Source organism: Streptosporangium sp. NPDC005286, from assembly GCF_040607515.1.
In the GTDB taxonomy this organism is placed as follows: Bacteria; Actinomycetota; Actinomycetes; order Streptosporangiales; family Streptosporangiaceae; genus Streptosporangium.
The window spans coordinates 1-25,549 of the sequence record NZ_JBEXGU010000141.1 but is presented as its reverse complement, the minus strand read 5'-3'; the positions used below and the strand labels follow the sequence as shown (position 1 = coordinate 25,549).

Annotated in this window: 21 protein-coding genes and 1 pseudogene; 5 read left to right on the top strand and 17 right to left on the bottom strand. The window is 71.7% G+C overall.

The features are described 5' to 3' along the window. Nucleotides 1-59: 59 nt before the first annotated feature. Nucleotides 60-3,290, bottom strand: a complete 3,231-nt coding sequence (locus ABZU75_RS35370; RefSeq protein WP_355564057.1) for an efflux RND transporter permease subunit — start codon at nucleotides 3,288-3,290, stop codon at nucleotides 60-62. 116 nt (nucleotides 3,291-3,406) lie between these two features. Between ABZU75_RS35370 and ABZU75_RS35365 the strand changes: the two genes are divergently transcribed. Continuing rightward, complete coding sequence (locus ABZU75_RS35365) at nucleotides 3,407-3,883, top strand: MarR family transcriptional regulator (protein ID WP_355564055.1); 477 nt, start codon at nucleotides 3,407-3,409, stop codon at nucleotides 3,881-3,883. A gap of 14 nt (nucleotides 3,884-3,897) precedes the next feature. Next, the gene (locus tag ABZU75_RS35360; RefSeq protein WP_355564053.1) at nucleotides 3,898-4,671 is read left to right on the top strand and encodes an SDR family oxidoreductase; all 774 of its coding nucleotides are present in this window, start codon (nucleotides 3,898-3,900) and stop codon (nucleotides 4,669-4,671) included. 179 nt (nucleotides 4,672-4,850) lie between these two features. On the opposite strand, the pseudogene ABZU75_RS35355 reads toward ABZU75_RS35360, so the two are convergent. Continuing rightward, a pseudogene (locus tag ABZU75_RS35355) lies at nucleotides 4,851-5,294 on the bottom strand (amino acid permease); the annotation flags it as partial. Nucleotides 5,295-5,723: 429 nt separating this feature from the next. On the opposite strand from ABZU75_RS35355, the gene ABZU75_RS35350 reads away from it, so the two are divergent. The 3 genes from ABZU75_RS35350 (at nucleotide 5,724) to ABZU75_RS35340 (ending at nucleotide 8,236) form a co-directional block, all read left to right on the top strand. Next, the gene (locus ABZU75_RS35350; protein ID WP_355564050.1) at nucleotides 5,724-6,887 is read left to right on the top strand and encodes an MFS transporter; all 1,164 of its coding nucleotides are present in this window, start codon (nucleotides 5,724-5,726) and stop codon (nucleotides 6,885-6,887) included. A 387-nt stretch (nucleotides 6,888-7,274) separates the two neighbouring features. Next, nucleotides 7,275-7,586: a hypothetical protein gene (locus tag ABZU75_RS35345; RefSeq protein WP_355564047.1), complete on the top strand. Its 312-nt coding sequence runs from the start codon at nucleotides 7,275-7,277 to the stop codon at nucleotides 7,584-7,586. A gap of 140 nt (nucleotides 7,587-7,726) precedes the next feature. Further along, the gene (locus ABZU75_RS35340; protein WP_355564045.1) at nucleotides 7,727-8,236 is read left to right on the top strand and encodes a penicillin acylase family protein; all 510 of its coding nucleotides are present in this window, start codon (nucleotides 7,727-7,729) and stop codon (nucleotides 8,234-8,236) included. Between the two features lie 123 nt (nucleotides 8,237-8,359). Here the strand turns inward: ABZU75_RS35340 and ABZU75_RS35335 are convergent, their stop codons facing one another. Genes ABZU75_RS35335 through ABZU75_RS35265 form a run of 15 tightly spaced genes read right to left on the bottom strand, consistent with a single transcriptional unit; the run spans nucleotide 8,360 to nucleotide 25,488 of the window. Next, the gene (locus ABZU75_RS35335) at nucleotides 8,360-8,614 is read right to left on the bottom strand and encodes a hypothetical protein (RefSeq protein WP_355564042.1); all 255 of its coding nucleotides are present in this window, start codon (nucleotides 8,612-8,614) and stop codon (nucleotides 8,360-8,362) included. A gap of 3 nt (nucleotides 8,615-8,617) precedes the next feature. Next, nucleotides 8,618-11,830 (bottom strand): hypothetical protein, encoded by a 3,213-nt coding sequence (locus tag ABZU75_RS35330; protein WP_355564039.1) that lies wholly within the window; start codon nucleotides 11,828-11,830, stop codon nucleotides 8,618-8,620. Between the two features lie 24 nt (nucleotides 11,831-11,854). Next, nucleotides 11,855-12,376, bottom strand: a complete 522-nt coding sequence (locus ABZU75_RS35325) for a hypothetical protein (protein ID WP_355564036.1) — start codon at nucleotides 12,374-12,376, stop codon at nucleotides 11,855-11,857. A 4-nt stretch (nucleotides 12,377-12,380) separates the two neighbouring features. Further along, a complete protein-coding gene (locus tag ABZU75_RS35320) occupies nucleotides 12,381-13,028 on the bottom strand; it encodes a phage baseplate assembly protein V (RefSeq protein ID WP_355564033.1) in 648 nt (215 codons plus the stop codon). A 7-nt stretch (nucleotides 13,029-13,035) separates the two neighbouring features. Beyond that, nucleotides 13,036-13,728 (bottom strand): GPW/gp25 family protein, encoded by a 693-nt coding sequence (locus ABZU75_RS35315; protein WP_355564030.1) that lies wholly within the window; start codon nucleotides 13,726-13,728, stop codon nucleotides 13,036-13,038. Beyond that, nucleotides 13,728-14,141, bottom strand: coding sequence for a hypothetical protein (locus tag ABZU75_RS35310; protein WP_355564027.1), 414 nt, complete (start codon nucleotides 14,139-14,141; stop codon nucleotides 13,728-13,730). Before ABZU75_RS35310 ends, ABZU75_RS35315 begins: the two co-directional genes overlap by 1 nt. Next, entirely contained in the window at nucleotides 14,131-16,866 is a 2,736-nt protein-coding gene (locus tag ABZU75_RS35305; RefSeq protein ID WP_355564024.1) for a hypothetical protein, read from the bottom strand. Before ABZU75_RS35305 ends, ABZU75_RS35310 begins: the two co-directional genes overlap by 11 nt. Before the next feature lie 5 nt (nucleotides 16,867-16,871). Further along, nucleotides 16,872-18,737: a phage tail protein gene (locus tag ABZU75_RS35300; RefSeq protein WP_355564021.1), complete on the bottom strand. Its 1,866-nt coding sequence runs from the start codon at nucleotides 18,735-18,737 to the stop codon at nucleotides 16,872-16,874. After that, entirely contained in the window at nucleotides 18,734-20,476 is a 1,743-nt protein-coding gene (locus tag ABZU75_RS35295) for a putative baseplate assembly protein (RefSeq protein ID WP_355564019.1), read from the bottom strand. Before ABZU75_RS35295 ends, ABZU75_RS35300 begins: the two co-directional genes overlap by 4 nt. Then, nucleotides 20,473-21,666 carry a contractile injection system protein, VgrG/Pvc8 family gene (locus tag ABZU75_RS35290; RefSeq protein WP_355564016.1) on the bottom strand — a complete coding sequence of 398 codons (1,194 nt, stop codon included), beginning with the start codon at nucleotides 21,664-21,666 and terminating at the stop codon, nucleotides 20,473-20,475. The genes ABZU75_RS35295 and ABZU75_RS35290 overlap by 4 nt, the downstream gene beginning before the upstream one ends. After that, nucleotides 21,663-21,953: a hypothetical protein gene (locus ABZU75_RS35285; RefSeq protein ID WP_355564013.1), complete on the bottom strand. Its 291-nt coding sequence runs from the start codon at nucleotides 21,951-21,953 to the stop codon at nucleotides 21,663-21,665. Before ABZU75_RS35285 ends, ABZU75_RS35290 begins: the two co-directional genes overlap by 4 nt. A 10-nt stretch (nucleotides 21,954-21,963) precedes the next feature. Continuing rightward, the gene (locus ABZU75_RS35280; protein WP_355564011.1) at nucleotides 21,964-22,626 is read right to left on the bottom strand and encodes a hypothetical protein; all 663 of its coding nucleotides are present in this window, start codon (nucleotides 22,624-22,626) and stop codon (nucleotides 21,964-21,966) included. A 5-nt stretch (nucleotides 22,627-22,631) separates the two neighbouring features. Beyond that, a complete protein-coding gene (locus tag ABZU75_RS35275) occupies nucleotides 22,632-22,865 on the bottom strand; it encodes a hypothetical protein (RefSeq protein ID WP_355564008.1) in 234 nt (77 codons plus the stop codon). Next, the gene (locus ABZU75_RS35270; protein WP_355564005.1) at nucleotides 22,862-24,937 is read right to left on the bottom strand and encodes an ATP-binding protein; all 2,076 of its coding nucleotides are present in this window, start codon (nucleotides 24,935-24,937) and stop codon (nucleotides 22,862-22,864) included. Before ABZU75_RS35270 ends, ABZU75_RS35275 begins: the two co-directional genes overlap by 4 nt. Then, nucleotides 24,934-25,488, bottom strand: a complete 555-nt coding sequence (locus ABZU75_RS35265) for a DUF4255 domain-containing protein (protein ID WP_355564002.1) — start codon at nucleotides 25,486-25,488, stop codon at nucleotides 24,934-24,936. Before ABZU75_RS35265 ends, ABZU75_RS35270 begins: the two co-directional genes overlap by 4 nt. Between the last annotated feature and the right edge of the window lie 61 nt (nucleotides 25,489-25,549).

The window sequence follows — 25,549 nt, the reverse complement described above, 5'->3', positions numbered from 1 at the left end:
CGCGCGATGACCGGCTCACCGGGCTTGCCCCGGAGCCCACCCCAGGACTTACCCAGGACTTACTGCCTGGCCGGCGCCAGCTCGTCCTTGTCGTAGACCTTCAGATCCGGCCGCGGGCTCCCTTTCTTGGGGGTACGCCGCAGCCGCTCCTTGAGCCGCTCCACCATCACGTACAGGGTCGGCACCAGCACCAGCGTCAACAACGTCGACGACAGCAGCCCGCCGATCACCACGATCGCCAGCGGCTGGGAGATGAACCCGCCCGAACCGGTCAGTCCCAGCGCCATCGGAATCAACGCGAAGATCGTCGCCACCGCGGTCATCAGGATCGGCCGCAGCCGTCGCCGGCCCCCCTCGATCACCGCCTCCACGATGCCCATGCCCTGCTCGCGATACTGGTTGATCAGGTCGATCAGCACGATCGCGTTGGTCACCACGATGCCGATCAGCATCAGCATGCCGATCAGGGCCGGCACGCCCAGCGGCGTGCCCGTGGCCAGCAGCAGCCCGATCGCGCCGGTCGCCGCGAACGGCACCGACACCAGCAGGATCAGCGGCTGCACGAAGCTCCGGAACGTCGCCACCATGATCATGAAGACGATCGCGATCGCCGCGAGCATCGCCAGCCCCAGCTGCCCGAACGCCTCGGCCTGATCGGCGCTGACCCCGCCCACGGTGAAGCTCGCCCCCGCGGGCATCGTCAGCTTGTCCAGCTTCGCGGTCAGCTCGGTGGTCACAGCGCCCAGGTCGCTGCCGACGGCCGTGCCCGACACCGTCGCGCTGCGCGCACCGTCGATCCGGGTCACCTGCGTGGGACCGTCGACCTTGGCGACCTCGGCCACCTGCGACAGCCTGACCATGCCCGCCGCCGTCGGCAGCGTCAGCGCACGCACCGCCTTGAGGTCCTCGGGCACCTCACCGGCCCGCAGCACCACCGTACCGGCGCGCCCGTCCAGCGTCAGCTCACCCAGGGGCATCCCGCGGAACCGCTGCGCGACCAGCTGCCCGATCTGCGTCTCGGTCAGCCCCCTGGCCGCGGCCTTCTCCCGGTCGACCCGCACCTCGATGCGCTGCGCGCCGGCCTCCAGGTTCGAGCCCACGTCCCGCAGCCCGCCCAGGTCCGCCATCGCCGCGCGCACCGTCTCGGTCGCCGTACGCAGCGTCGCCACATCCGGCGCCTGCACGATCACCTGCAGCTGGTCGGTCGAGCCGCCACCGGGGCCGCCCTGAGAGCCGCCCACGGTGACCTCCCCGACGTCCGAGAGTCCCTTCAGCCGCTCGCGTAGCGTCTCCTGCAACGCCTCGGCGTCGGCGCCCTCCTTGATCGTCACCGAGTAGGAGGCCCGGTCTCCGCCGCCACCGCCGCCGATCGCGCCCTCGAACCCGCCGCCGGCACCCACGTTCACCTGATAGTCGCGTACCGCATCCAGCGACGTCAGAACCTCCTCGACCTTCTTGGCCGCGGCGTCCGTCGTCGCCAGGTCCGTGCCCGAGGGCATCCGCTGGCTGATCGAGACCGTGTCCTGCCCCGAGGAGTCGATGAAGTTGGTCTCCAGCCGGCCGGCCAGCCCCATCGTCGCGGCGAACACCACCACGCCCACCAGCAGCGTCACCAGCCGCCGCCGGGTGGCGAAACGCAGCACCGGCAGGTACGCCCGCTGCAACGGGCTGCGCAGTTCCTTGGCCTCGGCCTCCTCGCGCACCGCCCGCGCCTGCTCGGGCGAGAGCACCGGCGCCTTCAGGAACCAGTAGGCCAGCACCGGCACCACGGTCAGCGACACCAGCAGCGACGCCAGCAGCGCCACGCTCACCGTGATCGCGAACGGTGCGAACAGCTGCCCCACCATGCCGCCCACCACCGCGATCGGCACGAACACCGCGACGGTCGTCAGGGTTGAGGCCGTCACCGCGCCGCTGACCTCGCGTACCCCCTCCAGCACCGCCTTGCGCTTGGCCTCGCCGTAGCCGAGGTGGCGCTTGATGTTCTCCAGCACCACGATCGAGTCGTCGACCACCCGGCCCACCGCGATCGTCAGCGCACCCAGTGTCAGCATGTTCAGCGAGTAGTCACCCACCCACAGTGCGATCAGCGCGATGATCACCGACAGCGGGATGGAGGCCGCCGTCACCAGCGTCGAGCGCACCGACAGCAGGAAGACCAAGATGACCAGCACCGCGAACGCCAGCCCCAGCAACCCCTCGGTCGTCAGGTCGTGGATCGACCGCTCCACGTACGGCGCCTGGTCGAAGACCACCGTCACCTGAGAGGAGTCACCGATCGCCCGCACGAAGCCGGGTATCTTCTCGCGCACCGCGTGCGAGATCGTCACCGCGTTGCCGTCCGGCTTCATCGTCACCACCACGCCCAGGCTCGGCTGCCCGTTGGTGCGCGTCAGCGAGGTGCCCTCGGCCAGCGACCGCTCCACCGTGGCCACCTCGCCCAGCCGCACCGGCCTGGGGGCCGGCGCCGGGCGCTGAGCCTGAGCCTGCGGGCCCTGCTGGGCGCCTCCCGGCCGCGCCTGCGCCTGCGCGGGTGCCTGCGCCGGCACCGCGGGGGTCAGGTAGAGGTCCTTCAGCTCCTGCAGAGTCGAGACCCGCGTGCCGACCTGCACCGTCAGCGACGTCTTGTCCTCGGTCAGGCTGCCCGCGGGAATCGACTGCCCGTTGGCGCGCAGCAGATCGGCCACCGCCGTGGGCGCCAGGCCCAGTAGCGCCAGTTTCCCGAGGTCCGGGGTGATCGTCACCACCTCGTCGCGGGTGCCCGTCACCGTCGCCTCGCGCACTCCCTCGATGCCCTGCAGCTCCGGCACCACCAGCCGCTGCAGCCGCTCGGCCATGACCCGCTGGTCACCGCCGTCGCCCACCGCCAGCTGCACCACCGGAATGTCGTCGGTCCCGCCCGTCAGCACCTGCGGGTCGACCTCCGCAGGCAGCTGCGTCTTGATCCGCGACACTGCCTGCTGCATCTTCGAGACCGCGGCGTCGATGTCGGTGCCGTACTCGAAGGCCACCTGGATCTGCGCCATCCCCTCCCGGGACGTCGAGGTCACCTTCGTGACGCCCTCCAGCCCCTGGAAGCTGTTCTCGATCGGCTCGGTGACCTGTTCCTCGACGATCTCGGGAGAGGCGCCCAGGTAGGGGGCCACCACGAACGCCCCCGGGAACGAGAGCGAGGGCAGCAGTTGTTGCTTCAATGACGGGATCGCGAAGACACCGAACGCGCTGAGCACCAGCGCGATCAGTATGACGAGACTACGGTTGGCGAGGCTCAACCTGGCCAAGGAGGTCATGGGGGCGGGACTCCTCAATGGATGTCACAACAAGATTCGCCCCAGACTAACACTTCGCCTTATGCGAATATTTAAGGAAGCTTACCGTTCCTGATAACCTTCTCAGGAAGCGAGAGGTGAGCGTGAACGACAACCGCGAACGACTGATCGACCAGATCGGTGCCATCCAGCGCGACCTGGGACGAGTGTTCGCCCAACACCGGCCCTCCTCACCCCTCTTCGACTCCAACCTGACCATGCGCCAGCTCAAGGTCGTCATCTTCCTGTCCTGCCAGGACTCCGCCTCCGGCCAGGACCTCGCCAGCCACCTCGGCGTCGGCCTCGGCACCGTCACCGGCATCGTCGACCGCCTCGTCGCCCACGGCCTCGTCGATCGCCGCGAGGACCCCCACGACCGCCGGGTCCGGCGCGTCGGACTCACCCCCGCCGGCCTGGCCCTGATCGAGCAGATCGCCGACGCCGGCTTCGCCGACTTCCGCCGCATCCTGTACCACCTCGACACCGGCACCCTGCGCGACCTGTCCGACGTCATGGAGAAGATCCAGCAGGCCGCCTCCGCCCTGCAGAATCCTCCACACGAAAAGGTGGGATGATAGGTTCTGTCGCTGTGACCACGCCCATCAACGACCTCTTCTCCCTCGCGGGCCGCACCGCCCTCGTCACCGGCGGCAGCTCCGGCATCGGACGCACCATCGCCCACACCCTCGGCCACGCCGGCGCGGCCCTCGTCATCGTCGCCCGCCGCACCGAACAGCTCACCCGCACCCTCGGCGAACTCCACGACCACGCCATCAGCGCCGCAGCCATCAGCGCCGACCTCGCCGACCCCGCCGACATCACCCGCGTCCGCGACCAGGCCCCCACCCTCTTCGGCGACATCGACATCCTGGTCAACAACGCCGCCAACAACATCCGCCACCCCATGGCCGACCTCACCGACGACGACTACCACCAGACCATGGCCGTCAACATCACCGCCCCCTACCTCCTCGGCCAGCACTTCGGCCCGCGGATGGCCCGGCGCGGCTGGGGCCGCATCATCAACCTCGGCTCCCAGCAATCCCACCGGGCCTTCGGCGACAGCGGTGCCTACGGCGTCTCCAAAGCCGCCATCACCGGCCTCACCCGCTCCCAGGCCGAAGCCTGGTCCCCCCACGGCGTCTGCGCCAACACCATCATCCCCGGCTTCGTCCTCACCCCCCTCACCGAACCCGCCCAGGCCATCCCCGGCCGCGTCGAAGCACTCGCCGCCCGCTCCATGACCGGCCGCAACGCCACCCCGGCCGACTTCGCCGGCATCGCCCTCCTCCTCGCCTCCGACGCCGGCGCCTACATCACCGGCCAGGCCATCTGCGTCGACGGCGGCTTCTCCGTCCACTGAACGAGCCACCGGCCCGTCCGGCACCCACAGCCGAGGTGAGACAGGCGATCACGACCGCGGCGAGCACCGCGACGACGATCGCCCGGCCGCGCTCGCGCTGGCGATCCAGGCCACGCTGGCGCCCACCCTGGCCGGCACCTGGCTGTGCCTGGCCGTCATGCTGTTCGGCTCAGCCAAGCGGCCTTCTGCACTCCGACATAGTTCACCGCGACCAGCGCCACCACGGCGCCCCCCGCCACCGCATGCGCCTGAGCCGGCCACACATAGGAGCCGACGGTCAAGGCCATCGCCGCGCACGAGGCGGTCTTGCCGACCACGAACCCCCACCCGGCCAGATAGCCCCAAAAATCACCCAGCCGCTCACGGCCGTAAACATAGGTACCTCCCGAGGTCGGATAGCGGGCCGCCAACCGCGCCGAGGACATCGCGTTGCAGTACGCCACCACCGCGGCAACCACCAGACCGGCCGGCAGCCCGGATCCGGCGGCCTTCGCAGCCGGGCCGAGCGCGGCGAAGATCCCCGCCCCGACCATCGCCCCCAGGCCGATCACCACCGCGTCGAACAGCCCGAGCCGCCGCCGCAACTCCCCCGGGACACCGTCAGCGGCCGACGACCTGTCCATGGCCACACTCACTCCCCATCAACGCCTGGTACCTGTTCCCCGTCCGCCGCCACCCCCGCCACGATCATCGCGAAAGACCCGCACGACCCCTCACCCGCCGACCCGCACGTCATGGATGTGGCCAGCGGTTTCGCGACCGAGACACCGCCCCACCACCCTCCACCCCATCGACACGGCGAGCCACCCCAACAGGTCTACGGCGCAAGGGACACAGCAAACCAGTGCGCCGACACCCCCACAGCGAAACCTGCCGTGGGGACGCGCACCGCACACCAACCGCCAAGGTCACCGGCCTTCTCGCCCACCGAGGATGCCCACCGGCAGAAGTGACCAGACAAAAACTCCCATACACCACCAGCCAGCACACCACCCACCAACACCCCACCATGATTGAATAACCCCCCGGATCCAACACACCCGGGGACGCTCATGACCACCACCCACCAACACCCCACCAACGCCCGCCGAGCCGTCTCCTACTTCTTCATCCTCCTCGGCACCGCCTCCGGAGCCTGGGCCGCCCGCATCCCCGCCGTCAAACACACACTCAACCTCAGCGACGGCCAGCTCAGCTACGGACTCCTCGCCGTCGCCATCGGACTCATCACCGGCATGCGCTTCGCCGGACACCTCACCGACCGCCTCGGCAGCGCCCGCCTCCTCACCCCCGCCGCCATCGCCACCTCACTGACCGTCATCCCCCCCGGCTACGCCACCACCCTCCCCGCCCTCGTCGCCACCCTCTTCCTCTTCGGCCTCGTCAACGCCTCCCTCGACGTCTCCATGAACGCCCACGGCGTCGAAGTCGAACGCGCCTACGGCCGCCCCATCATGTCCTCCTTCCACGGCATGTTCAGCATCGGCGGACTCATCGGCGCAGGCATCGGCGGACTCTTCGCCTGGCTCGACCTCAGCGCCGCCGCCACCCTCACCGCCGTCGGTATCCCCCTCGCCCTCGCCTCCCTGTACGCCCGGCGCCACCTCCTCCCCGCCACCCCACCCCCGGCGGCCACCCACACCACCACCCCACGCCGCGCCCCATGGACCAGCTGGATCATCCTCATGGGAGTCGTGGCCTTCGCCGGACTCGTCGGAGAGGGCGCCGCCAACGACTGGACCGCCGTCTACCTCTTCCAGAACCTCGGCGCCCCCCAGGCCGTCGCCGCCGCCGGATTCGCCGTCTTCTCCACCGCCATGACCATCGGCCGCTTCGCGGGAGACCACCTCGCCCAACGGTTCGGCCCGGTGCGCCTGGTCCGCTACTCCGGGCTCGTCGCCGCCCTCGGCCTCGGCACCGCACTGCTCATCGGCCAGACCCTTGTCGCCTTCGTGGGATTCGCCCTGTTCGGCCTGGGCCTGGCCACCATCGTCCCGCAGGTCTTCTCCGCCGCGGGAAACCACGACCCGGCCCGTGCCGGGCAGGCCATCGCCCAGGTCGCCACCGTCGGTTACGCCGGGCTCGTCGCCGGCCCCGCCATCATCGGCGGCGCCGCCGAACTCATCGGCCTGCCCGCCGCCCTGGGGATTCCCGCCCTGCTCGCGGCCTTCATGGCGGCCTCCGCCGGAGCGCTACGCCACCCGCAATCGTCATGATCGACAGGCAGACGGCCTCTGTTTTTTGTAGGGAGTCTTCAGTCCATTGTAAATGATCTTGAATTCGGGCGGACGCCTTTACAATGTAGATTTATCCGTGTACTACGGCAACCCCGCCCTCATCGGCTGGGCCGGTGCCCGTACCCGCCGGCCCTCCAGCGACCCCCTCCTGCGAACCGATGACGCCCGGCCCCGCCCCACCACCAGCCGCTGGATGTGGGCTGGTCAGCGGTGCGTACTCGTCCCTCATCATCGGGTCCGCTCTCCGCTGTCGCCTGCCCCCAGATGGGCGGCCGGAGAGCCGACTCATCCATGCCGAGAGCTGGGCGTTGAGGCCGAGACGGATGCTTATATAAGGTCGCGTCGCCCCCGCCGCGGGTGTGGCGGGTGATCCCGCTGCTGGCCGGACTGGGGCTGTTCGCGGGCCCGGTGCACCGAAACGGCAAGGAGCCCGACGCCTTGCTGGCCGGCGCGGGGCTCGCCCTGATCATGGTCGGGCTGGTCCTGGCCGGGCCCTGGCTGACGATGCGGGCCGCGCGCCTGGCCGCCCGACTGACCCGGAGCGCGGTGACGCTGCTGGCCGCCCAGCGGATGGCCGCGGACCCCAAGGCCGCCTTCCGCGCGGTGAGCGGGCTCGTGCTGGCGGTGTTCATCGGCACGGCGATAGCGGGCCTCGTGCCCGCGGTGCTCTCCGGCTAGCAGGCCGTGGCCGGCGGCGCGCTGAACCACGTGCTGCGCGCCCAGTTCGCCCGGCCCGGTGTCACGGGCCTGTCCCAGCAGGTGCAGGCGGACCTGCTCACCCGCCTGCGCGGCTACCCGGGCTCAGAGCGCGACTGGCTGTGCTGATCCCGCTGGTCATGCTCGCCTCCGCCGTGGTGGTGGTACGCGCGAACGCGCCTGCCGCGGCCGGCGAGGAGCGCTACTCCGCCACGATCCGGCGCACCGAGTACGGCATCCCGCACATCGCCGCCAAGGACTACGGCGGACTCGGATTCGGGTACGGCTACGCCTTCGCGCAGGACAACCTGTGCGTGCTGGCCTCGTGGCTGGTGACGCTGCGGGGCGAGCGATCCCGGCACTTCGGCGCCACGGCCATGTCCGACGACCCGATCCGCCCGGTCGCCAACTTCGCCAGCGATGTCTACTACAAGAGCGTCGCGGACTCGGGCGTCGTGCGACGGCTGCTGGCCCGGCCTGCGCCGGTGGGGCCAAGCGACGAGTTGCGCCGCATGGTCGACGGCTATGCCGCGGGATACAACCGCTACCTGGCGGACACCGGCGTGACGAACCTGCCCGATCCCACCTGCCGGGGCAAGGCCTGGGCCGGCCCCATTCCGGCCGACCGCTGAGTCATCGAGGTTGGTCGGCGTCGGCGATGTGGTCGCGTCGTTCAACCCGGTGTACGGCCAGGGTGTGACGTCAGCGCCGCGGCGAACTTCGACCAGCCGAACGAGTTGGCCCGGGACTCGCCGCTATCTACCAAAGGTCTCTCGGAAACGTTCCATAACTCGCTCGGCCTCAGCCTGGGTGATCTCGATGAGTTGCTCGGTGGTCTCGCCTCGCTGCCATTCCCAGACCACGTCGTCCTTATGCCATCGCAGGTCTTTCCGAAAGGTCTCCTCCACGATCTGCCCATCGGGAAGGACCCGCCGTCGCGCCAGTCCGCCGGGGTGTTCGCGGGTGTCGCCCGAGAGCAGCAACCCGTAGTACGTCACTTGTTCTTCCATGGATCAGTCGTTTCTCTTCAGGGTGGGGATTTGTTCCGCACCGGGCGGTACCGGGACGTCTTCGAAGACGTCCCCCTCTGCTTTTCTTAAAGTAATCTGGTCCGCAGCTTCCAGGTATTTATTGTACTCGTATACCTCATGCGTGGCCTCCTTTGCCGATAGGCTCCGCTGAGTGTGAAACTGCAGCTCGAACTGGTGCCCGTCGGGGGCGCGCCAACCGGTGTTGACGCCCTTGTACGCCCTTGGGTCACTCCAGGTCGCACGCTGATAGACCCGACGGAATCCGCGCCGCTGCAATGCGGCAGTAGCCTCCGCAATGCCCGTGACGTAGCGATCCTCGCTGAAGGTGAGGGTGTAGCGGATCGCGTCCTTTATCTCGCGGACGAGGTCGTCGGGCGTCCTATCGGGGAAACGCTCGATCAAGGTCGCCAGCTTTTCCCGGTAGCGGCCGGGACCTTTGAGCACGTACTGTGGAAAGCCCGACAGGGTCGCTTTGAGTTTCTCCGCGATCGCCTGCATCTCTGCTGAAATGGCGGGTTCGGCGGCCCGCGCTCTGTCGAGGGCTTGCTTGGCCTGGTCCTCGGCTTTCTGGGGCAGGGTTCGGGCCTGGGCGGCTGCCGCGCTAGCTTCTTTCCTGACCGGTTTGAGCAGTTCATCTATCCTGGCCATTGCCCGCACGGCCTTGTCCGTTAGCTCGCCGGCCATTGGGGTGCCGTGGGATGGGACGGCCGGGCCGACCGGTTGTTGCGGCTTCGTCAGGAGGCCCGGGCGCAGGTCCGAAAGACGCGGTCCGGCAGGCGCGGGGACCGTCGGTCGCGGGGTGGGAACTAGGGCGGCCGGCGCGGGAAGCGCCGGCCGTGGGGGCGCGGAGGTCGTGGTCCCGGATGCCGGCGGGGGAGGCATCGGACGCTTCGACGACAGGACGAGGGCGGTTGATGTCGCCGAAGCGGCGGCGGATGGTGTGGGCGGAACCGGGGTGGCCGGTGGCAGCGCCGGGGTGGCCATTCGGCCGGACGGAGCGGCCGGGCCCAGGAAGCCGGTCTGGAGAGGAGTACGGGTGCCCGGCGCATAGACGAACCACCCGTCCGCGGTCACCCCGACCATCACCGGTCGCCCGCCCGTCGACACCTCGGCGGCGGCCCGTATCGTCGCCAACTGCGGAGCCTGGGCGAGCAGATCGGCGCGCGGCGTCGGAAACGTCGTGCTGACCCATGGCCGGCTGAGGACCGGCTGGGCGGCCCCCGCTTCCGCGAACCCTTCCAAACCGCGCTGGGTCACCCGGAGCACACCTGGTTGCCCGGGCAGGACGATCTCGACGACGCCCGGCGCCACCGTACGCACCTGCGGGCCCAGGCCCAGCCTGACGAGGGCGGTGCTCTCCCGAACCACCAGCGCCGACCCGCGGGGCGCCGGCAGGTGCAACACGCTGACGCCGGCCAGCAGGAGCCCGAGCGCCTCCAGGAGGCTTCCGTTGTCGCTCGGCGGGGTGGCCAGCGGCTTGCCGGCGTGCGCGGCACCGCGGAGCTGCTGTCTGCTTCGTTCCCGGTCACGCAGGTCGGCGATCTGGACGACGAAGGCCGTCAGGTTCGCCAGGTAGCCGATCCAGCCCAGCGGTCCGGCCGCGATGCAGAGCACGAGCAGCACCATGTCGAAGATCGCGCGGGCGGCGCCGCGCTTCACGCCGTACGCGCCCCGGATCAGCCGCGCCTGGGGCGAGGTCTTCGACAACCCCAGCTTGCCGAGCGTCTGATCGATCACGATGTCGAACTTGAAGACCAGGTCGGGATCGTCGCGTAGCGCCTCCCGGCTCTTCGTCACATTGCCAAGCTGGGCCTCGGCGTTCTGCCGTAGGAGATCGCCGAGGAATTCCGGGTACTTCGCCTCGATCGCGCCCTTGAACACCACCGGATCCCGCAGGAGCGGATAATCGGCGAGGACACGCTTGATCGCGTCCTCGCCGCCCGGCTCGTTAGGGTCGGTCAGTTTCCGCAACGCCGTGAGGAGCCAGTTGAGCGTGTCCTTGCTCCGGTAGCGCTGTAGTTCCGCCTTGAGGATGCGCTCGCCCTCCTGGAGATCGGTCAGGGCCAGGAGGGTGGCCTGGCGCTGGACCGCCAGGCGCAATTCGCGTACCGCGGTGTCGAACTCTGCCACGCTCTTGAAGTTCTGCGCCTCCAGGTGGCGCATCATCTCCTGCTTGAGCCTCGCCTTGCGCTCCCTGTACTCCCCCTTCCACTCGCTGTTGGCGAGGGAGCCGTCGGGGGCCGCCTTGTAGGCCGCGATCGCGTCGTACAGGTCGCCGGTGCCTTCCAACCGGGCGAGGGCGTGGGCCTGCCGGCCGGGGTCGATCGCCGATTCCGCCGCCACGATCCGGGCGTCGCGGTCGGCCGCGTTCATGAGTGCGATGGTGCGTACGCTGCTGCGCATGTAGCGGTCGAGTGCTTTGCGCGCGTCGGCCCACGACCCCGCGGGAGGGGCCGACGCGGCCTGGACCTCCAGCAGCTCCCAGTCGGTCTCCGTGAGCTGCGCGAGCTGCTCCTGGATCCGCGCCATCTCGCTGCTCTCGTCAGGCGAGAACGCGTCGGCGTCCGGCCGCTCCCGGGCCGGCGGCCGGCGGTCGTCGCGTCCGCGAATGCTGAGATAGCGGCGCATCTCCGGCGAGTCGAGCGCCTCCCGCACACCCGGGTACGACGCGTCGCCTGGCAAGTCCGCGGCGACGCGCTCGCCCACCACCTCGAATACGAAGTCAGGAACGCCTTCGAAGGTGCCGGGATTGGCCCGATGATCGGCCGGTTCGATCACGACGCTGTATCGCCGGCCGTTCGCCGCACCCGGTGGGGCGCTCTCGGCCAGGTACCTCTGGAGGGCCTCGGGGCAGAACCAGCGGGTCGTCGAGCCGGGCTGGGGTTTCGCGACGTACGTCCCCGGCGGGAAGTCGCAGTACCAGCGCACCCGCGATGTGTGCGTGGTGCCGTCGCCCAGGTGGTACACGAGGGCCCGGGCGGCCTTCTGCAGCACGATCTTCCGGATCTGCCGATCGGGCAGCGGCTTGGCGGGATTCCGCGCGCGCCCGGCGGTGACCGTGTCCGGGCGCGGTGCCGCGGGCGTCGCCGCCCGTCCGTCGGGGACCGCGTGCGCCGTCGTGCGCGGGGACGGTACCACTGCGGGCCGCCGGACGTCCGCGCCCTGTGGCGGCGCGGCCGTTCGTTTCACTCCCATGCGGGTCACCTCCACTCGTGCCGGTCAGGTCAGGAACACCGGCGCCGACGGCCCCGGCGGGGTGTTGACGACCGTGACCGTCCGCGTCCAGCCGTCGATCGCGCCGACCAGTGCCTGCGCCTGCGCCGCGGCCGTGCGGCGGGCCGCGACCCCCGCGGCCAGCACCCCGGCGAGCGCGTTGCCCAGCACGCCGGCCGGGGCCACCGTGACGACTCCGGCGACGGCGGGCGGGCCGGGGAAGGCGAAGCCGACCGGTGGCCGGGACCAGAACGCGACGAACGCGGCGTCCAGGTCGGCGGCGAGCCCGGCGACCGCGCCGCCGTGCGCCGCGGCGAAGGCCTGGGCGAGCCGGTCGACGAGGCCGGCCTCCGCGGCCACCAGCGGGTCGGGCAGCGGGGCGGTGGCGCCGGCGCGCGCGTCGGCGGCGTAACGCCGGTAGAGCGCCGCCCACGCCTGCGCGGCCTCGGCGGTGGTCTTCGGGTAGCCGTTGCGGCCGTCGAGCAGGGCGGTGAGGTCGTCGGCGAAGGCGATCGGGTTCAGTGGCATGCGCTCACTCCGCCTTCAGGACACTGGTCAGTGACGCCTCGTCGGAGGTCGGCACCGGAGTGGCGGACGGGCCGACGCCGGTGGCGTGGGTGTGCGTGTCGAAGACGTTGCGTACGAACGACTTGGTGGCCAGTTCCTCCACCGCCCCGCCCGCGCCTCGCACGACCACCTCACCCGCCTTGACGGTGATCCGGTCGGAGCCGCCGTCAAGGACCACCTCACACCCACCGGCGGCCCGCACCGTGATCCGCTCGCTGCCGCCGACGTCGGACAGCACGATGGTGTGGCCGGACGCGGTCTTGAGCACGACCGTGTCGGGATAGCCGGCCAGCGCCTCCGCCGGCAGCTCGCTGCGCCCATCCGGCCTTGCCCACCCGCAGCCCGACCACAGCGGTTGCGCCAGCTCGCCCTCCACGAACTCCACCCAGACGATGTCGCCGGTCTGGGGCAACGCGAACAGCCCGAGGCCGCGGCCGCCGTACGGGGTCGCCGGCCACGCCCATCCGGGCAGCGCGTCGGCCAGCAGGCTCGGCACCCGTACCCTGAGCCGGCCGAGCCGGTCGGGATCGGACCGGTCGACCACGAAGCCGCGGTACTTCCCCCAGTGTTTGCGCGCGCTCTCCTCGATGAAACGCGCGGTCCGGTCGTCCATGAGCACCTCATCGGGGAATCGGGACGCCTACCCGCAGCCGCTCGGTGTGCAGGTCCGAGGTACGCAGGTAGACGATGTCGACGGTCAGCTCGGCGCCGGCGGCGCCGACCTGCACGCTCTGGACCTCCAGTTGGTCACCGAGGAAGCGTCGCAGCGCTCGGGTCACGGTGAACTCGGTCGTGGCGGCGAGGATCTCGTTGTCCGGGTCGAACACCAGGTCCCGCAGCCCGGTGCCGTACTCGGGCTGGTTCACCCGTTCGCCCGGCGCGGTGAGCAGCAGTTGCAGGATCTTGCCGCGTAACAGCTGGTCGCCCTGCTGGGTGGACACACTGCCGGCGGCGGTGACGCCGAACGGGAAGCCCAGCCCGGCGGGCCGGCCGGCGGGGGTGGCGCGGACCAGCGCCACGGGGGCGGTCACCGGCCGCACGGCGACCCGCAGCACGCGTGACGGCAGGGCGGTGAGCTCGCCGCGGCGGGCGACGACGGTGAAGTACACCTCGCCGCCCTGCTCGAAGCCGGACAGCGTGGCCGTCGTCGCGGCGTGCCCGGCCAGTCGGCGGACGCGGAACGGGTCGAGCGGATCCGCACCGGCGTAGACGTCGAACAGGACGCCTTCCTCCGGATGCGCCCAGCGCAGTTCCACGCTCCCGCCGCCCAGGTCGGCGCCGCGCAGGTCGGCGGCCGACGGTACGGCGGCCATCAGCCGCCCCCGTCGCGGGCGAGCAGCTCGCGCACGGCCCACTGCCGGAACAGGCGCATCCACTCAGCGTCCGGGGTGGCCTCGTCCAGCAGCGCCGCGAGCGGCGCGCCGGCCTCCGGTACGGCCGGCGCACGCAGCCGCTCGGGGTCGCCGAGCAGGTCGCGCACCCGGTCCCACTCCGTGGCCGCGGGGCGTTCCCGGAAGGTGACCAGCAGCTCGGTGCCGCTGACCGCCAGCCCTGTCACGGCGGGCGAGACCTCCTGTGCGGCGGCGAGGACCAGGTCCAGCGGGACCCCGTCGGGGTCGTCGCGGCCCCGGACCGCGACCGCCAGCGGCAGGCGTTCGACGTGCCGCCCGGACCCGCCGGGGGATCGCGCGAGCAGCAGGGAAAGCGGGCCGGTCTTAGAGGTCATCGATCAGCTCCGTGCTCTTCTTCAGTTCCAGGACGGTGGCGCGCGCGGCGCCGATGGAAACCGACCCGCTCTGGGCCGACAGGGACGCGACGATCTGTACGGACGTGGGCACGAAAGGGCCGCCGAGCGATTGGAAGGCGGTGTTGACGCCGGAGAACAGGAAGCTGAACGGCAGGTCCACGCCGGTCGTGCGCCGGGACAGGTTGATCACCCGGTCCTCACCCAGGAGCAGGCCGGTCTCCGGGTCGCCGATGGGGTCGGTGATCTCGTCGTTGTAGTAGCCCACCTGGATGGAGAGCTGGCCCGACACCGGCGCCGACAGGAAGATCTCGCCCGACCAGAAGATCACCAGCTTGCTGTCGGGGGACACCGCCGGCAGGCGCGCGCCGCCGAGCAGCACGTCGGCCGCTCCGGTCACCGTGGCGGAGCTCAGCCGCACGTTCACCGTGTGCGTGTTGCCGGCCCTGCTGCGCAGGTCCGTGACATCGGTGATCAGGTCCGGTTCGGGGGCGGCCGGGTTCCGGGTGAGCGTGGCCAGCGCGGCGTAGTGGTGCACGACGCCCCGGGGCCGCTGGAAGCGGAGCTGCTCGATCCGGGTGAGCGGGTCGAGCCCGGCCGCGTCGTCGCCGGGCAGGAACCTGGTGCGGAAGTTCCAGAAATCGCCCGGCCGCAGGTCGCTGCCACCGAAGCGGACCGCGACGCCGTCGTTGAGCGGCACGGCCGCGGAGATCACCGAGTCGGCGGGATCGGCCGTGATGGGCACCCGGAACGCGTTCCAGCGCTGCACCATCGGCCGGTCGGCCAGCGCGAACGTGGTGAACGCCGGGACCCGCCCGGCGGCCGGCAGGGCGGCGAGCTGGTCGCCGGTGTGCTGCACGAGCCCGAGCACGTTGCCGACCACCGAGTCGACCTGGTGCTCCTCCGCGCCGAACTTCTTGCGGATCAGGATCCGGTCGCCGGGGCGGAACGCGGTCGCATCCTCCACGGCCACCTGGGTCGAGCCCGGCGGCAGCGGCTCGATCACCCGCTGGATCGTCGCGGCGTTGTCCTCGGACCAGCGGAAGGTCGCCGCGCCGAGGTCGCCGCCGGTGTCGATCTCGACCAGGTACAGGCGGTTGGCCTGGGCGGTGTAGGTGCCCTCGGTGGTGAGCGTGCCGCCGCCGCGGCCGTCCCCGGCCGGCAGTCCGGTGCCCTGCGCGACGCGTACCCGGTGCCGGACCCGGGCGCGAGTGGCCGTGTCGGGGCCGCCCAGGGCGACCTCCCGGATCTCCGGGTCGTCGACGTACGTCACCGGCTCGGTCCACACGTCGAGGTAGACCGTGTCCCGGCGGACCTGCCCGGCGGGCGGGGTGAGCGGTGGGTCGTTCGGGTCCATCTGCCGGGAGTACAGCGTGTCTGCGGCCTGGAGGCAGGTCAGGCCGGAAACGTGCATGCGGGCGGCGGCAGCCGCGTCCGGCACGTCCGGGTTGGCGGTGGACAGCACCTCGACGAGCTGCCGGACGATGGGGGTGGAGGTGGGATCGTTGCCGACCGACTCCACCGCGCGTTTGGTGAACAACATCGCGTCGGCCGCCAGCATCGCCCGTTCGGCGCCGCGGATGACGAAGTCGTTGGCGGCCAGCGCGCGGTGGCGGGCACCGCCACCGACCCGCAGGTCGTCGAAGTCCCAGACCAGCGGTGCGCCCGAGTCCTGCGGGGCCTCGAACCCGTAGGCGCGGATCCGCGTCAGGTTGGCCGGCGTCCCGGTGGGCGTCTCCGACGGAGAGACGCTCAGCTGCGCGGCCTCGTCCGGTGTCGTGCGACCCCGCTCCGGTCCGGTCGCCTGCACTTCGAGGATGAGCTGTCTCGTGGCGGTCCGGTTGGCGGCGTCGGTGACGCGGGCGGTGAAGGCGAACGTGCCGGCCTGTGTCGGGGTGCCCCGGAGGCCGGCCCCTCTGTCCTGCACCGGGCTGGCGGGCAGGGCCAGGCCCGGTGGCAGCGTGCCGCCGGCCACCGTCCAGATGAAAGGGGGCGTGCCGCCGTAGTTGAACAGGGGCTGGGAGTAGAAGTCGTTGCGTACCGCGTTGCGCAGGGTCATGGTGAGGATGCGGAACCGGACGTCCAGCGGGACGACCAGCCCGGGCACCCATACGTCCGGCGGGAACTGCGGGTTGTTCACGATCGGCCACACCGATTTGCCGCCCGCGTCGTCCTCCAGGAAGAACTTCACGGCACCGGCGGTCCTGCGGTTACGTCGGTACCGGAACGTGGCGAGGTCCGCCGCGGACAGGTCAAGGAGGCCGGTCAGCTGCTTGCGGATGGTAACGGTGCCGGGGTGGCCGGACAGGCGCAGGAACCCGCGGTCCCGGTACGGGCGATCCGTCGCGATGCGCAGCGTGCCCTGCGGCGACGACAGCTGGAAACCGGGCTGCTCGAAGTCGTCGACGAGGTCGCCGGGGAAGTTGAGGAAGAAGCGCCATGACCCGAACAGGACGTCCATCAGCAGGCCGACGTGGAAGTCCGCGAGCTCGTCGATGTCTGGGGGCACCACGATGGGCGCGATGGCGAAGCCGGTGTCCAGCCCGCCGTCGCCGTGGGTCTCTCGGCCGAGGCGGCGCAGGGCGGCGACGGCGATGTCCTGGCCCTCGTTCCAGTCGGCGTCCAGGATGGGCCGGCCTTGCTGGAGATAGACGCCCAGGTAGTTCTTGAGCTCGTCGAAGCTCTCCCGGGAGATGGCTCGGGACATGAGGGCTACCTCTCAACGCTGGGTCGGCGAGTGTCGATCAGGACCGGCACCACGCCGGCGGGCAGGACCCGGGGCAACCGCCGGGCGAGACTGTCGAAGCGGCGGGCCCGCGTCACCCGGTCAGAGTGGGAGAAGCTGACGCTCACCCGGTGGGCGGCGGTGACGAACCCGGCGGGGAAGCGCAGCAGACCCCGGTCGGGGTCGATGACGAGGCGGCCCGCCGGCGCCGGCGCGGCGATGTCGCCGAGGCCCGGGGTGAGCTGCGCGGTCACGTCCACGCCGTCACGGGCCACCCGCCAGCCCCGGTCGGTGCCGTGGAAGGCGGACAGCGGCACGCCGAGGCGCACGGCGGTCCGTACGGGCGTGCCGTCGAACCCGTCGACCAGCTCCGCCGGATCGCCGTCCGCCGCGCACAGCAGCACCTCGGGCGGCTCGTCGGGGGGCCGGGTGGCGGTGACGTCCTCCGCCCTGGCGGCCGGCGCGGTCAGGTAGTCGACCCGGACGCCCCGCCCGGCCACGCCGAGCGCGACCGGGTCGAGCAGGATGCGGCCGAGCTGCGGGTCGACCGCCACGTTCGTGGCCGACAGCGGCAGCGCGCCGCCGCCGGGACGGCGCGGGGCGGCGAAGTCGCTCAGGTCCGCCGCGAGCACACCTACGACCGGGCGGAACTCCGGGTCGGTGATGTCGAGGCCACCGATCCGGATCGCGAAACCGCGTGACGTGCCGCAGAACAGCGACTCGGCGCCGTCCAACGCGGCTCTGGTGAGCGGCGCCCCGTCGAGCCCGTCGAGCAGCTGCAGCCGTACGCCCCGCGCGTCCGCCGGGTCGAGCGGCCGGTCGTCGAAGGTGAGCCGGCCGCCGTCCGTGCCGGGCGGCAGCGAGTTGGGGCGCCGGTCGGTGGCGACGCGAGCCGGCGTGACGAACAGCCCGAGGTTGTCGAAGTGGGCGCGGCCGACGGTGTCGGTGACCTCCCGCGGCGCGCGCATGTCGAGCACCGCCGGCACCGGGTCGTCCCCGCGGCCGATCCTGGCCAGCGCGAACGGGTCGGCGACCGGCGCGGTCCGGGCGGCGACGTGTCCAGGCTCCAGGACGTGGAAGGAGACCCGCAGGTCGCCGGCGAGGACCGGCGGGCTCACGATCCGGAACCTGCCGAGTTCGGGATCGACCGCGATCTGCCGGTCGCCGAGCGTCAGTGGCGCGCCGGTCGGGGTCCGGGGGCGCTCCGGGTCCGTCAGGTCGGCGGCCAGCGAGGTCCATGGCGCCGGGCCGGTGAACAGGTCCACGCCACCGTGGCTGACGGTGAACCTGCCCTCCACCCCGGCGTAGGTCGCCTCCTGGCCGGTGAGCGCGGCCCGGGTGATCGGGCGTCCGGTGAGCGCGTCGAAGAGCGGTCCGGCCGTCCCGTCCGCGCGGAAGGTGAAGTCGCCGCTGCCGGGCGGCTGCTCGGCGACAGGCCGCTCCCGCAGCCGGTGCACCGGGTTGACCGTCTCCACGTGCGGGAGCGTGGCGACGTGGGCGGAGAAGTCGACCAGGTGCACGCGCCAGCCGGTGAGCGACTCCGCGGCACCGCGCACGAGGTCGGCGGTTCCCTTGCGCCGGTATCCGCTGATCGCGTCGCGGACCTGGTCGCGTTGTGCCCGTTCGGGCAGGGTGGTGTCCACCTCGGCGCCGACGAGCGCGCCCAGCAGCGGGATGAACTCGGCCCGGCAGGCCGCCAGCGTCTGGTCGTCCCGCAGCCGCCTGATCGAGGCGTGCGTCTCGGCCAGAGGGCCGGCCAGGATCTCCAGGAATCGCCGCAGGTCGCCGGTGACGTCCTTGTCCCGGTAGAGGCCGGGAAGGTGGGCCATGAGCAGGTCGGCGTCGATCGTCATCGCCCGCCTCCCAGCGGCACGACCACGATCGTGCCCGCGAACGCCAGCTCGTGGTCGGCGAGCGGCACGTCGGCGAACTCGGAGCCGCCGGCGGGCCGGTCCCGGCGGCGCAGTTCGCGCAGCAGGACGAACTCCACGCCGTCGAGCGGGAACAACGCCGAGAAGACCTCGCCCGCGCGCACCGGGCGGCCGAAGTCCTGGGCGGAGAACGACAACAGGCCGGTGAGCAGCCCGCGTACCTCCTCGACCGCCTGTGACCGGCTCGCCTCGGCCGTCAGGTGCACCTCGACCGTGATGTCGATGGGCACGTAGGCGGGATCCAGCACCTCCACGCCGGCCATGCGGTTCACCGGCATGCGGGACTCCAGCCGCCGCGCGACCGTCGCGCGAAGGTCGTCGGAGGGCGGCGGGGGCGGCACGGTCAGCGGGTTCTCGGGCGCGATGAAGACCTGCACGACCTTGTAGCCGCCACGCAGCCCGACCCGGGCCCTGGCCTTGCCGACGCCCTCGACGCCCGCCGCGAGCAGCTCGTAGTCCTCCAGGGTGACCGCGCGCTCCTGCGCGATGACCGAGCCGGGGCCGGCGATCTTCGCCTCCTCGGTGGACTCCCGGTCGGCGCCGCCCTCGGCCGCGAACGGGTTCGTCACGGCGGCGACCGCGGCCAACGAAGTGGGCACGGTGAGGACGTCCGGGCCAACGTTGCCCACGACGCCGAGGCCGATCCGGTAGCGGGCCCGGACCTCGGCCCCGGCCGTCGGCACGCTACCCCGCGCGCCGGTGCCGAACACCACGGTCATCACGTCGTTCTCGTCGATCTCGGTGGTGTAGTGCAGGTCGGCCGGGCCGCTCGCGGACAGGCTCTCCACCTGCCGCCACGGCGCCCCGTCCACGCGTACCTCCAGCTCGGGCCGGGACCTGCGGCGGCGGGTGTCCTCCGTGCGCAACAGGTGGGTCACCGGGGTGCGGGCCAGGGTGAAGCGCTGGCCGGGCGTGCCGTCGGCGACGTAGACCGGCTCGTCGGCCACCGTGACGCCGTGGGTGGCGACGATGTTGTTGCCGCGCAGCACGGTCGCGCCTGGCTGGAACGACGCGGGCAGCGGCGGGAGCCAGCTGATCTCGTCGTCGCCGCTCACCAGCCGGCGCACGCCGGTCACGGTGAGGGGCGGAGAGCGGCGCGGGCGGGCCGGTTGCGCGGGCCGTTCCTCCAGATAGACGCGGTACCCGGGGACGAGCCGGTGCGCGCCGGGCGGCAGCTCGACCGCGGCGGTCCCCGCCGGGAGCGCCGGGATGGCGGCGAGCGGGATCTCGTTGTTGGCCGGGCGCAGGCTGAACGGCTGGATCACCTCGAACGTGACCTCCACCTCACCGGGCCGTCCGGCCGTGCGCACCTGGAACGGCAGCTCGTCGGGGCCGACGTCGAGGTCGGTGGTGACGTCGACGTGGACGACGGCCGAGGCGGCGAGCCCCGGGTCGATCTGGTAGCCGATCAGGCGCAGCAGCTCCGTCACCGAGCGCCGCTGGGTGGCGGTGGCCAGGAACGCCTCGTTCGCGACCCGGTCCTGGTAGTAGCTGAGGATGTCGGCCACGTAGGCGACGAGCTCGATGAGCACGACACCGAAGTCGGCCTCGCCGCGGTCGGTCCAGTCCGGCAGCAGCAGCGGGATCTGGTTGAGCATCCCCTGCTTGAAGCCCTCGTAGTCCTTGGTGACGTAGTCGATGCGGGGCTGTCGGCCGGTCATCGCCGTCCTCCCGGCAGGACGGTGCCGACCTGGCGGCCGGGCAGCACGCGGTTGCCGTCCGTCCGGCTCTCGGTGTCGAGGCCGGGCGGGATCGGCTCCAGACCAGGCGGGGCGAACTGCTCCGTACCGGTCACACCGAGCGCGTTGCGGTAGGCCTCGAACGACTGCCGGTACCCGTCCACCGTGAACGTGTGCCCGACCCGCACGACGTAGTAGGTGCCACTGTGGCGCTCGCCGACCGCCTTGATGACCACCGGGCGGCCGGGGCGCAACACGCTGCGGTACGCCCGGGAGTCGATCTCGCCGTGCACGGTGACGAACCGGCTGGCCCGGGTGTGCGCGGCGCGCAGCCAGGACTCCATTTCGGCGGGGGAGGCCGGCGCCCGCCGGGTCACCAGGAAGTCGCCGTCGGGCAGCCCCGCCCGCAACTCGCGGAGCGTGTCCGCGCCGAGCCGCTGCTCGGGCAGGTCCTCCAGCGTCTTGACGTCCTCCTGCTTGCTGACCGGGTCCACCCGCCGGATCTGCGGCGCGGTGGCCGGGGTGCCGTCGACCTGGACCGTGAGCGAGGCCAGGTTCGCCTCCCGGCCGAACCCGAACGCGAGCAGCTTCTGCGGCGTGCCGCCCACGTTCGGGCTACGGAAATAGCCGACGCCGGCCCGTACCCGGCATTCGAAGCCGTTGCGGGCGGCGAGCCGGCGCAGGAACTGGATGTCGGTCTCGTACTGGACGGTGATGGCGACCTGCTCGGTGTGCTGCACGAGGGTGTCCTCCACTTCCCAGCTCAGGCCGTAGGAGTCGAACACCGCCTGGGCGATCTGGTGGTCGGCCTTGTTCGGCCAGGGCCGCCGCCGTTCCTGCAGGTTCATCAGGGCGCTGGCGTCCATGCCCGACACCTCCAGGTAGGGGTCGTCGTCGACGGTGAAGCTCACCGTGGTGTGCGTGAGGTAGCCGTCGAACAGGATCTGGGCGGCGGGCGGGTATCCGGCCTCGACGGTCAGCCGCCGCCACACGCCGAACCTGGGGTCGTCTATGTAGGTCCAGGTGCCGTCCAGCCGCCGGGTGACCGCCATCCGGAGGCGGACCACGTCGGCCTGGTCGACGGACTCGTCCACGCCGATCTCGATGATGTCGGGCACCAGGCCGTCCTGGGGCCTGCCGTCGATCCGAAGGCGCACGATCTCTCTGATCACCGCGGGGCCGTCCGGTCGCGCGGGATCCGGATGCGCCGGCCCGGGCGCATGAGCCGGAACGGGTCCAGCTCCTCCGGGTTCGCGTCGAGGATCAGCCAGTACTTCTGCGGGTCGGAGTAGAAGCGGGCGGCGAGGTGGTCCAGTCGTTCGCCGTCCAGCACGACGTACTCCAGCACGCCGGGCGTGCGCGGGACGCGGCGCGTGACCAGCGTCCGGCGCCGCGTGCCGTCGGGATCGGCCACCTCCACTACCTCGATGGCCGCGTAACGGGATCCGGGAAAGAGCATGGCGCATCACCTACCTGGGGACGATCGATCGGGCGAGGTCGGGCGCGCCGGCACCACGCGCGTTCAGCGCCGCCAGCAGGGTGCGCTGGGCGAGCGTGTACCGCTGGAACAGGTTGCCGCCGCTGAGCACCTGGAGCGTCACACCGACGATCACCCGTGCCGGGCTGAGGTTCGCGTTGTACTCGACCTCCTCGATGTTCAGGTAGGTCAGCCGCACCGGGAACAGCCGCTGCCGACCCCACACGAAGATCAGCACCGGGGTCACCAGCCGATCACCGAACCCGAAGTCGGAGGTGAAACCGACCACGCCGCCAAGCCGCGTCTCCGACCGCGGAGTGATCATCAGTTCCAGGGCGGACAACGCGGGCAGCACCCCGTACTCGGCCGCGACCGGGTCGCCGCGCTCCAGCGCGTCCGTCGCGTCCAACCGGATGTCCATCGACATCGTCTCCGGTTCCGTCACCGTGTTCTGGGCCTCCAGGCTCTGGTCGTCGGGCGTGCTCTCCTCCCGGCCCCGCCGGGACGGCGGCGCGGGGATGCGGACGCTCCTGCGCCGGGTGAGCGTCTCGGGGTTGAACTGGAACGGCACGATCAGCGGCGGCGTCGCGAACAGGTCGGTGTCGACGAGGGCACCTTTCAGTAACTTGGGCTGGTTGGACAGACCGGTGGCCACCGCCGTCACCTCCCCGCCCGCTCGGTGATCGCCGCGGCGATCGTCCGCGCGATCCGGGCGGCCAGCACCCGATCACTGGCGGCGGCGTCCACGCGTACCTGAAGGTGCGCGATCCGGCCGGGGCCCGGGCCGGGAGTCCCGGCGGCGACTCTCGCGAGGGCCGCCACGGCCAGGGCGCGGGCGCGAGCCGGATCGCAGGCCGGTATCTCCACGCGGACGACCACCCGGCGCACCCTCATCGCGCCACCCCCGATGCGGGGAAGGGCTTTCCCATCCGTTCGTACTCCCTTCTGGTGGCCAGCAGCAGGTGCCCGGCGTCCATGCGCCCGCCGTCGTCCGCCGCCAGGAACGCCGCGTTCCACACGATCTTGCGGATGACCCCGCCTGGCACCTTGAACTGCCGTGCCATCCGGGTGAGGTCCAGGTCGGCGGTCACCGGCAGCTCGCCGGGCAGGTGGCGGCGCCAAATGGCCAGCCGGGCCGCCTCGTCCGGGAACGGGAAACTGATCGACACCCGGAGGCGGCGCTGGAACGCCTCGTCGATGTTCTGGGCGAAGTTCGTGGCCAGGATCACCACGCCCGCGTACTCCTCGATGCGTTGCAGCAGGTAGCTGACCTCGATGTTGGCGTACCTGTCGTGCGCGTCGCCGACCTCCGAGCGTTTGCCGAACAACGCGTCCGCCTCGTCGAAGAGCAGGATGGAGCCGGAGCGCTCTGCGGCGGTGAAGACTCGCGCGAGGTGTTTCTCCGTCTCGCCGATGTACTTGCTCACCACGGTCGACAGGTCTACTTTCACCAGGCCCATGCCCACGGCCGCGGCGACCACTTCGGCGGCGAGGGTCTTGCCGGTGCCGCTGGGGCCGAGGAACAACGCCTGCACCCCGTGCCCCAGCGCGGTGCGCCGGCCCAGGGCCCACTCGTCCAGGACCAAGCCCCGGTGACGTACCTGGGCGCACAACTCCCGCAGCTGTTCCAGCACGTCGGCGGGCAGGATCAGGTCATCCCAACCGGTCCGGGGGGTGAGCGGCCGGGCCAGGCCGCCGAGAGCGGCGCGCGACGGCGCCCGGCAGGCCCACAACAGGTCCTCGTAGGCCGGCTCGTCGCCGCCGGCTGCTCTGGCCCGGCCGCGGGCCAGCCGCACCGCGTCGGCGACCTCGCCGGGGGTGGATGGGAAGTGCGTGGCCAGCGCAACCATCTGCTCGTCCGGCAGCCCGGGCATCGCCCGCTCCCAGACGGTACGGCGCTGCCGATGGTCCAGTGCCGGCGGCTCGAACGGCAGGAACGTGATGTGCGTCGGCAACGACGGCCCGGGCAGCCACAACCGCTCGGCCTCGGTACAGGTGAACCACGACGCATCCGGCAGGAGCCCCTCCAGCGTGCGCAGGTGCGCCACCGCCCGGGGGTCGTCCAGCAACGCGTCCAGTCCGGACAGGTACACCCCGGCCCCGCCCAGCGCCGCCTGCCGGTACAGCAGGCGTAGCCCGTCTGCCAGCGGCAGTTCGCCGGACTGCGACAACGCCAGCAGTTCGCCGGCGTCCGCGTGCAGCAGGCCGACGCCGAGGCGACGACACGCGGCCAGCGCCACCCGCCGGCCCTCGGAGGCCAGAGGACCGTGGAAGTGCGCGACGATGCGCCCGGTGTCGTCCGCCAAGAGCACGGCGAGCCGATCGACGGCGTCCCCGTACGGCCAGGCCGCTGGGTCGGCGGCGGGCAGCGGGCGCAGCGCGGCGTCGATCCGGCCGTCCTCCCACCGGTGCCCGGTGATCAGCGCGAGAATGCCGGGATCCAGGGCGATGCCATGGCCCGGCCGGTGCGCCGCGCCGTTGTCCGCCGGGCCGGCCAGGCGCCAGCGGAAGGCTGCCGCCTGCGGGTCGAGCAGTGCGCCGCCGTCCACCGGGCAACGCCGGTCGAAGCCCGCGACGGCTGTCACCAGGCGCGCACTGGGCCGCCATCGGGTCGCGTCGCCGTGGAGGTGACCGTAGAGCTCGCCGTAGCGGGGGTCGATCTCGGGGGCGGCGCAGGCGACCAGCAGCAGCTCCTCCTCGGGAGTCAGCCCGAACAGGGCGCTGAGCCGGGGCAGGACCAGCGGGCTCCCATGCTCATGGCCGGCCTCGACCCGGGCCACCAGGTCCTGCCGGGCCTGCCGGACCGACTCTGGCGAGTCGAAGGGCTCTCCGTCACCTTCGGCCGCCCACCCGGGTCCGGCTGGCGCTGTGGTGTTCACCAGCGCCAGCAGCGCCCGGTCCAACCAGGCCAACTCGGCCGCGAGGTGCTGCCGGCTATCGGCGAACGGTGGTGCGGTCGCGCTCACCGCGTCACCTCGACCCCGAGGCGTGTCGTCTCGACCGGGCGCGCCACCGGCGTGCGGCCGCGCGCGGGCACCGGCGCGTAGGAGACCTCGTAGACGGCGGACAGCCGGAAATCCTTGGTCAGCGCGGTCCAGACCTTGCTCAGCTCCTCCACATCGGCGCAGTGCAGGGTGACCTTCACCTCGCCCTGCCGCAGACCGGGCTCCAGGTGCTCCTGCGGGACGATGGGATGCTCGTGCAGGACCCGCATCGCCTCCGCCATGATCGTCTGGGAGTCCGCCAGGCCGAACTGGCCGTCCAGCGGGGTGTAGCTCGTCAGCAGGTAGTACAGGTTGAGCACCAACGGCGGGGTGACCAGCCGGCCGGGATCGTCAGGCGCGATGGCGGGCAGCTGGTTGCGTAGTTGCGGATGGGGGCGGAGCCAGTAGAGGAACAGGTTCACGCGGGACTGCTGGGAGCTGGTGTCTGCCGGAGAGAGCAGCGTGACGGGGCTCGCCGGGGACATCTCGGCCTCCAGCAGGTTCTTCAGCGACTCGCTCACCTGGCCGATCACGGTTTCACCACCTTTCGACATAGTGACGGGCGGCCGGGTCCCAGGCGCCCGCCCGCGACGC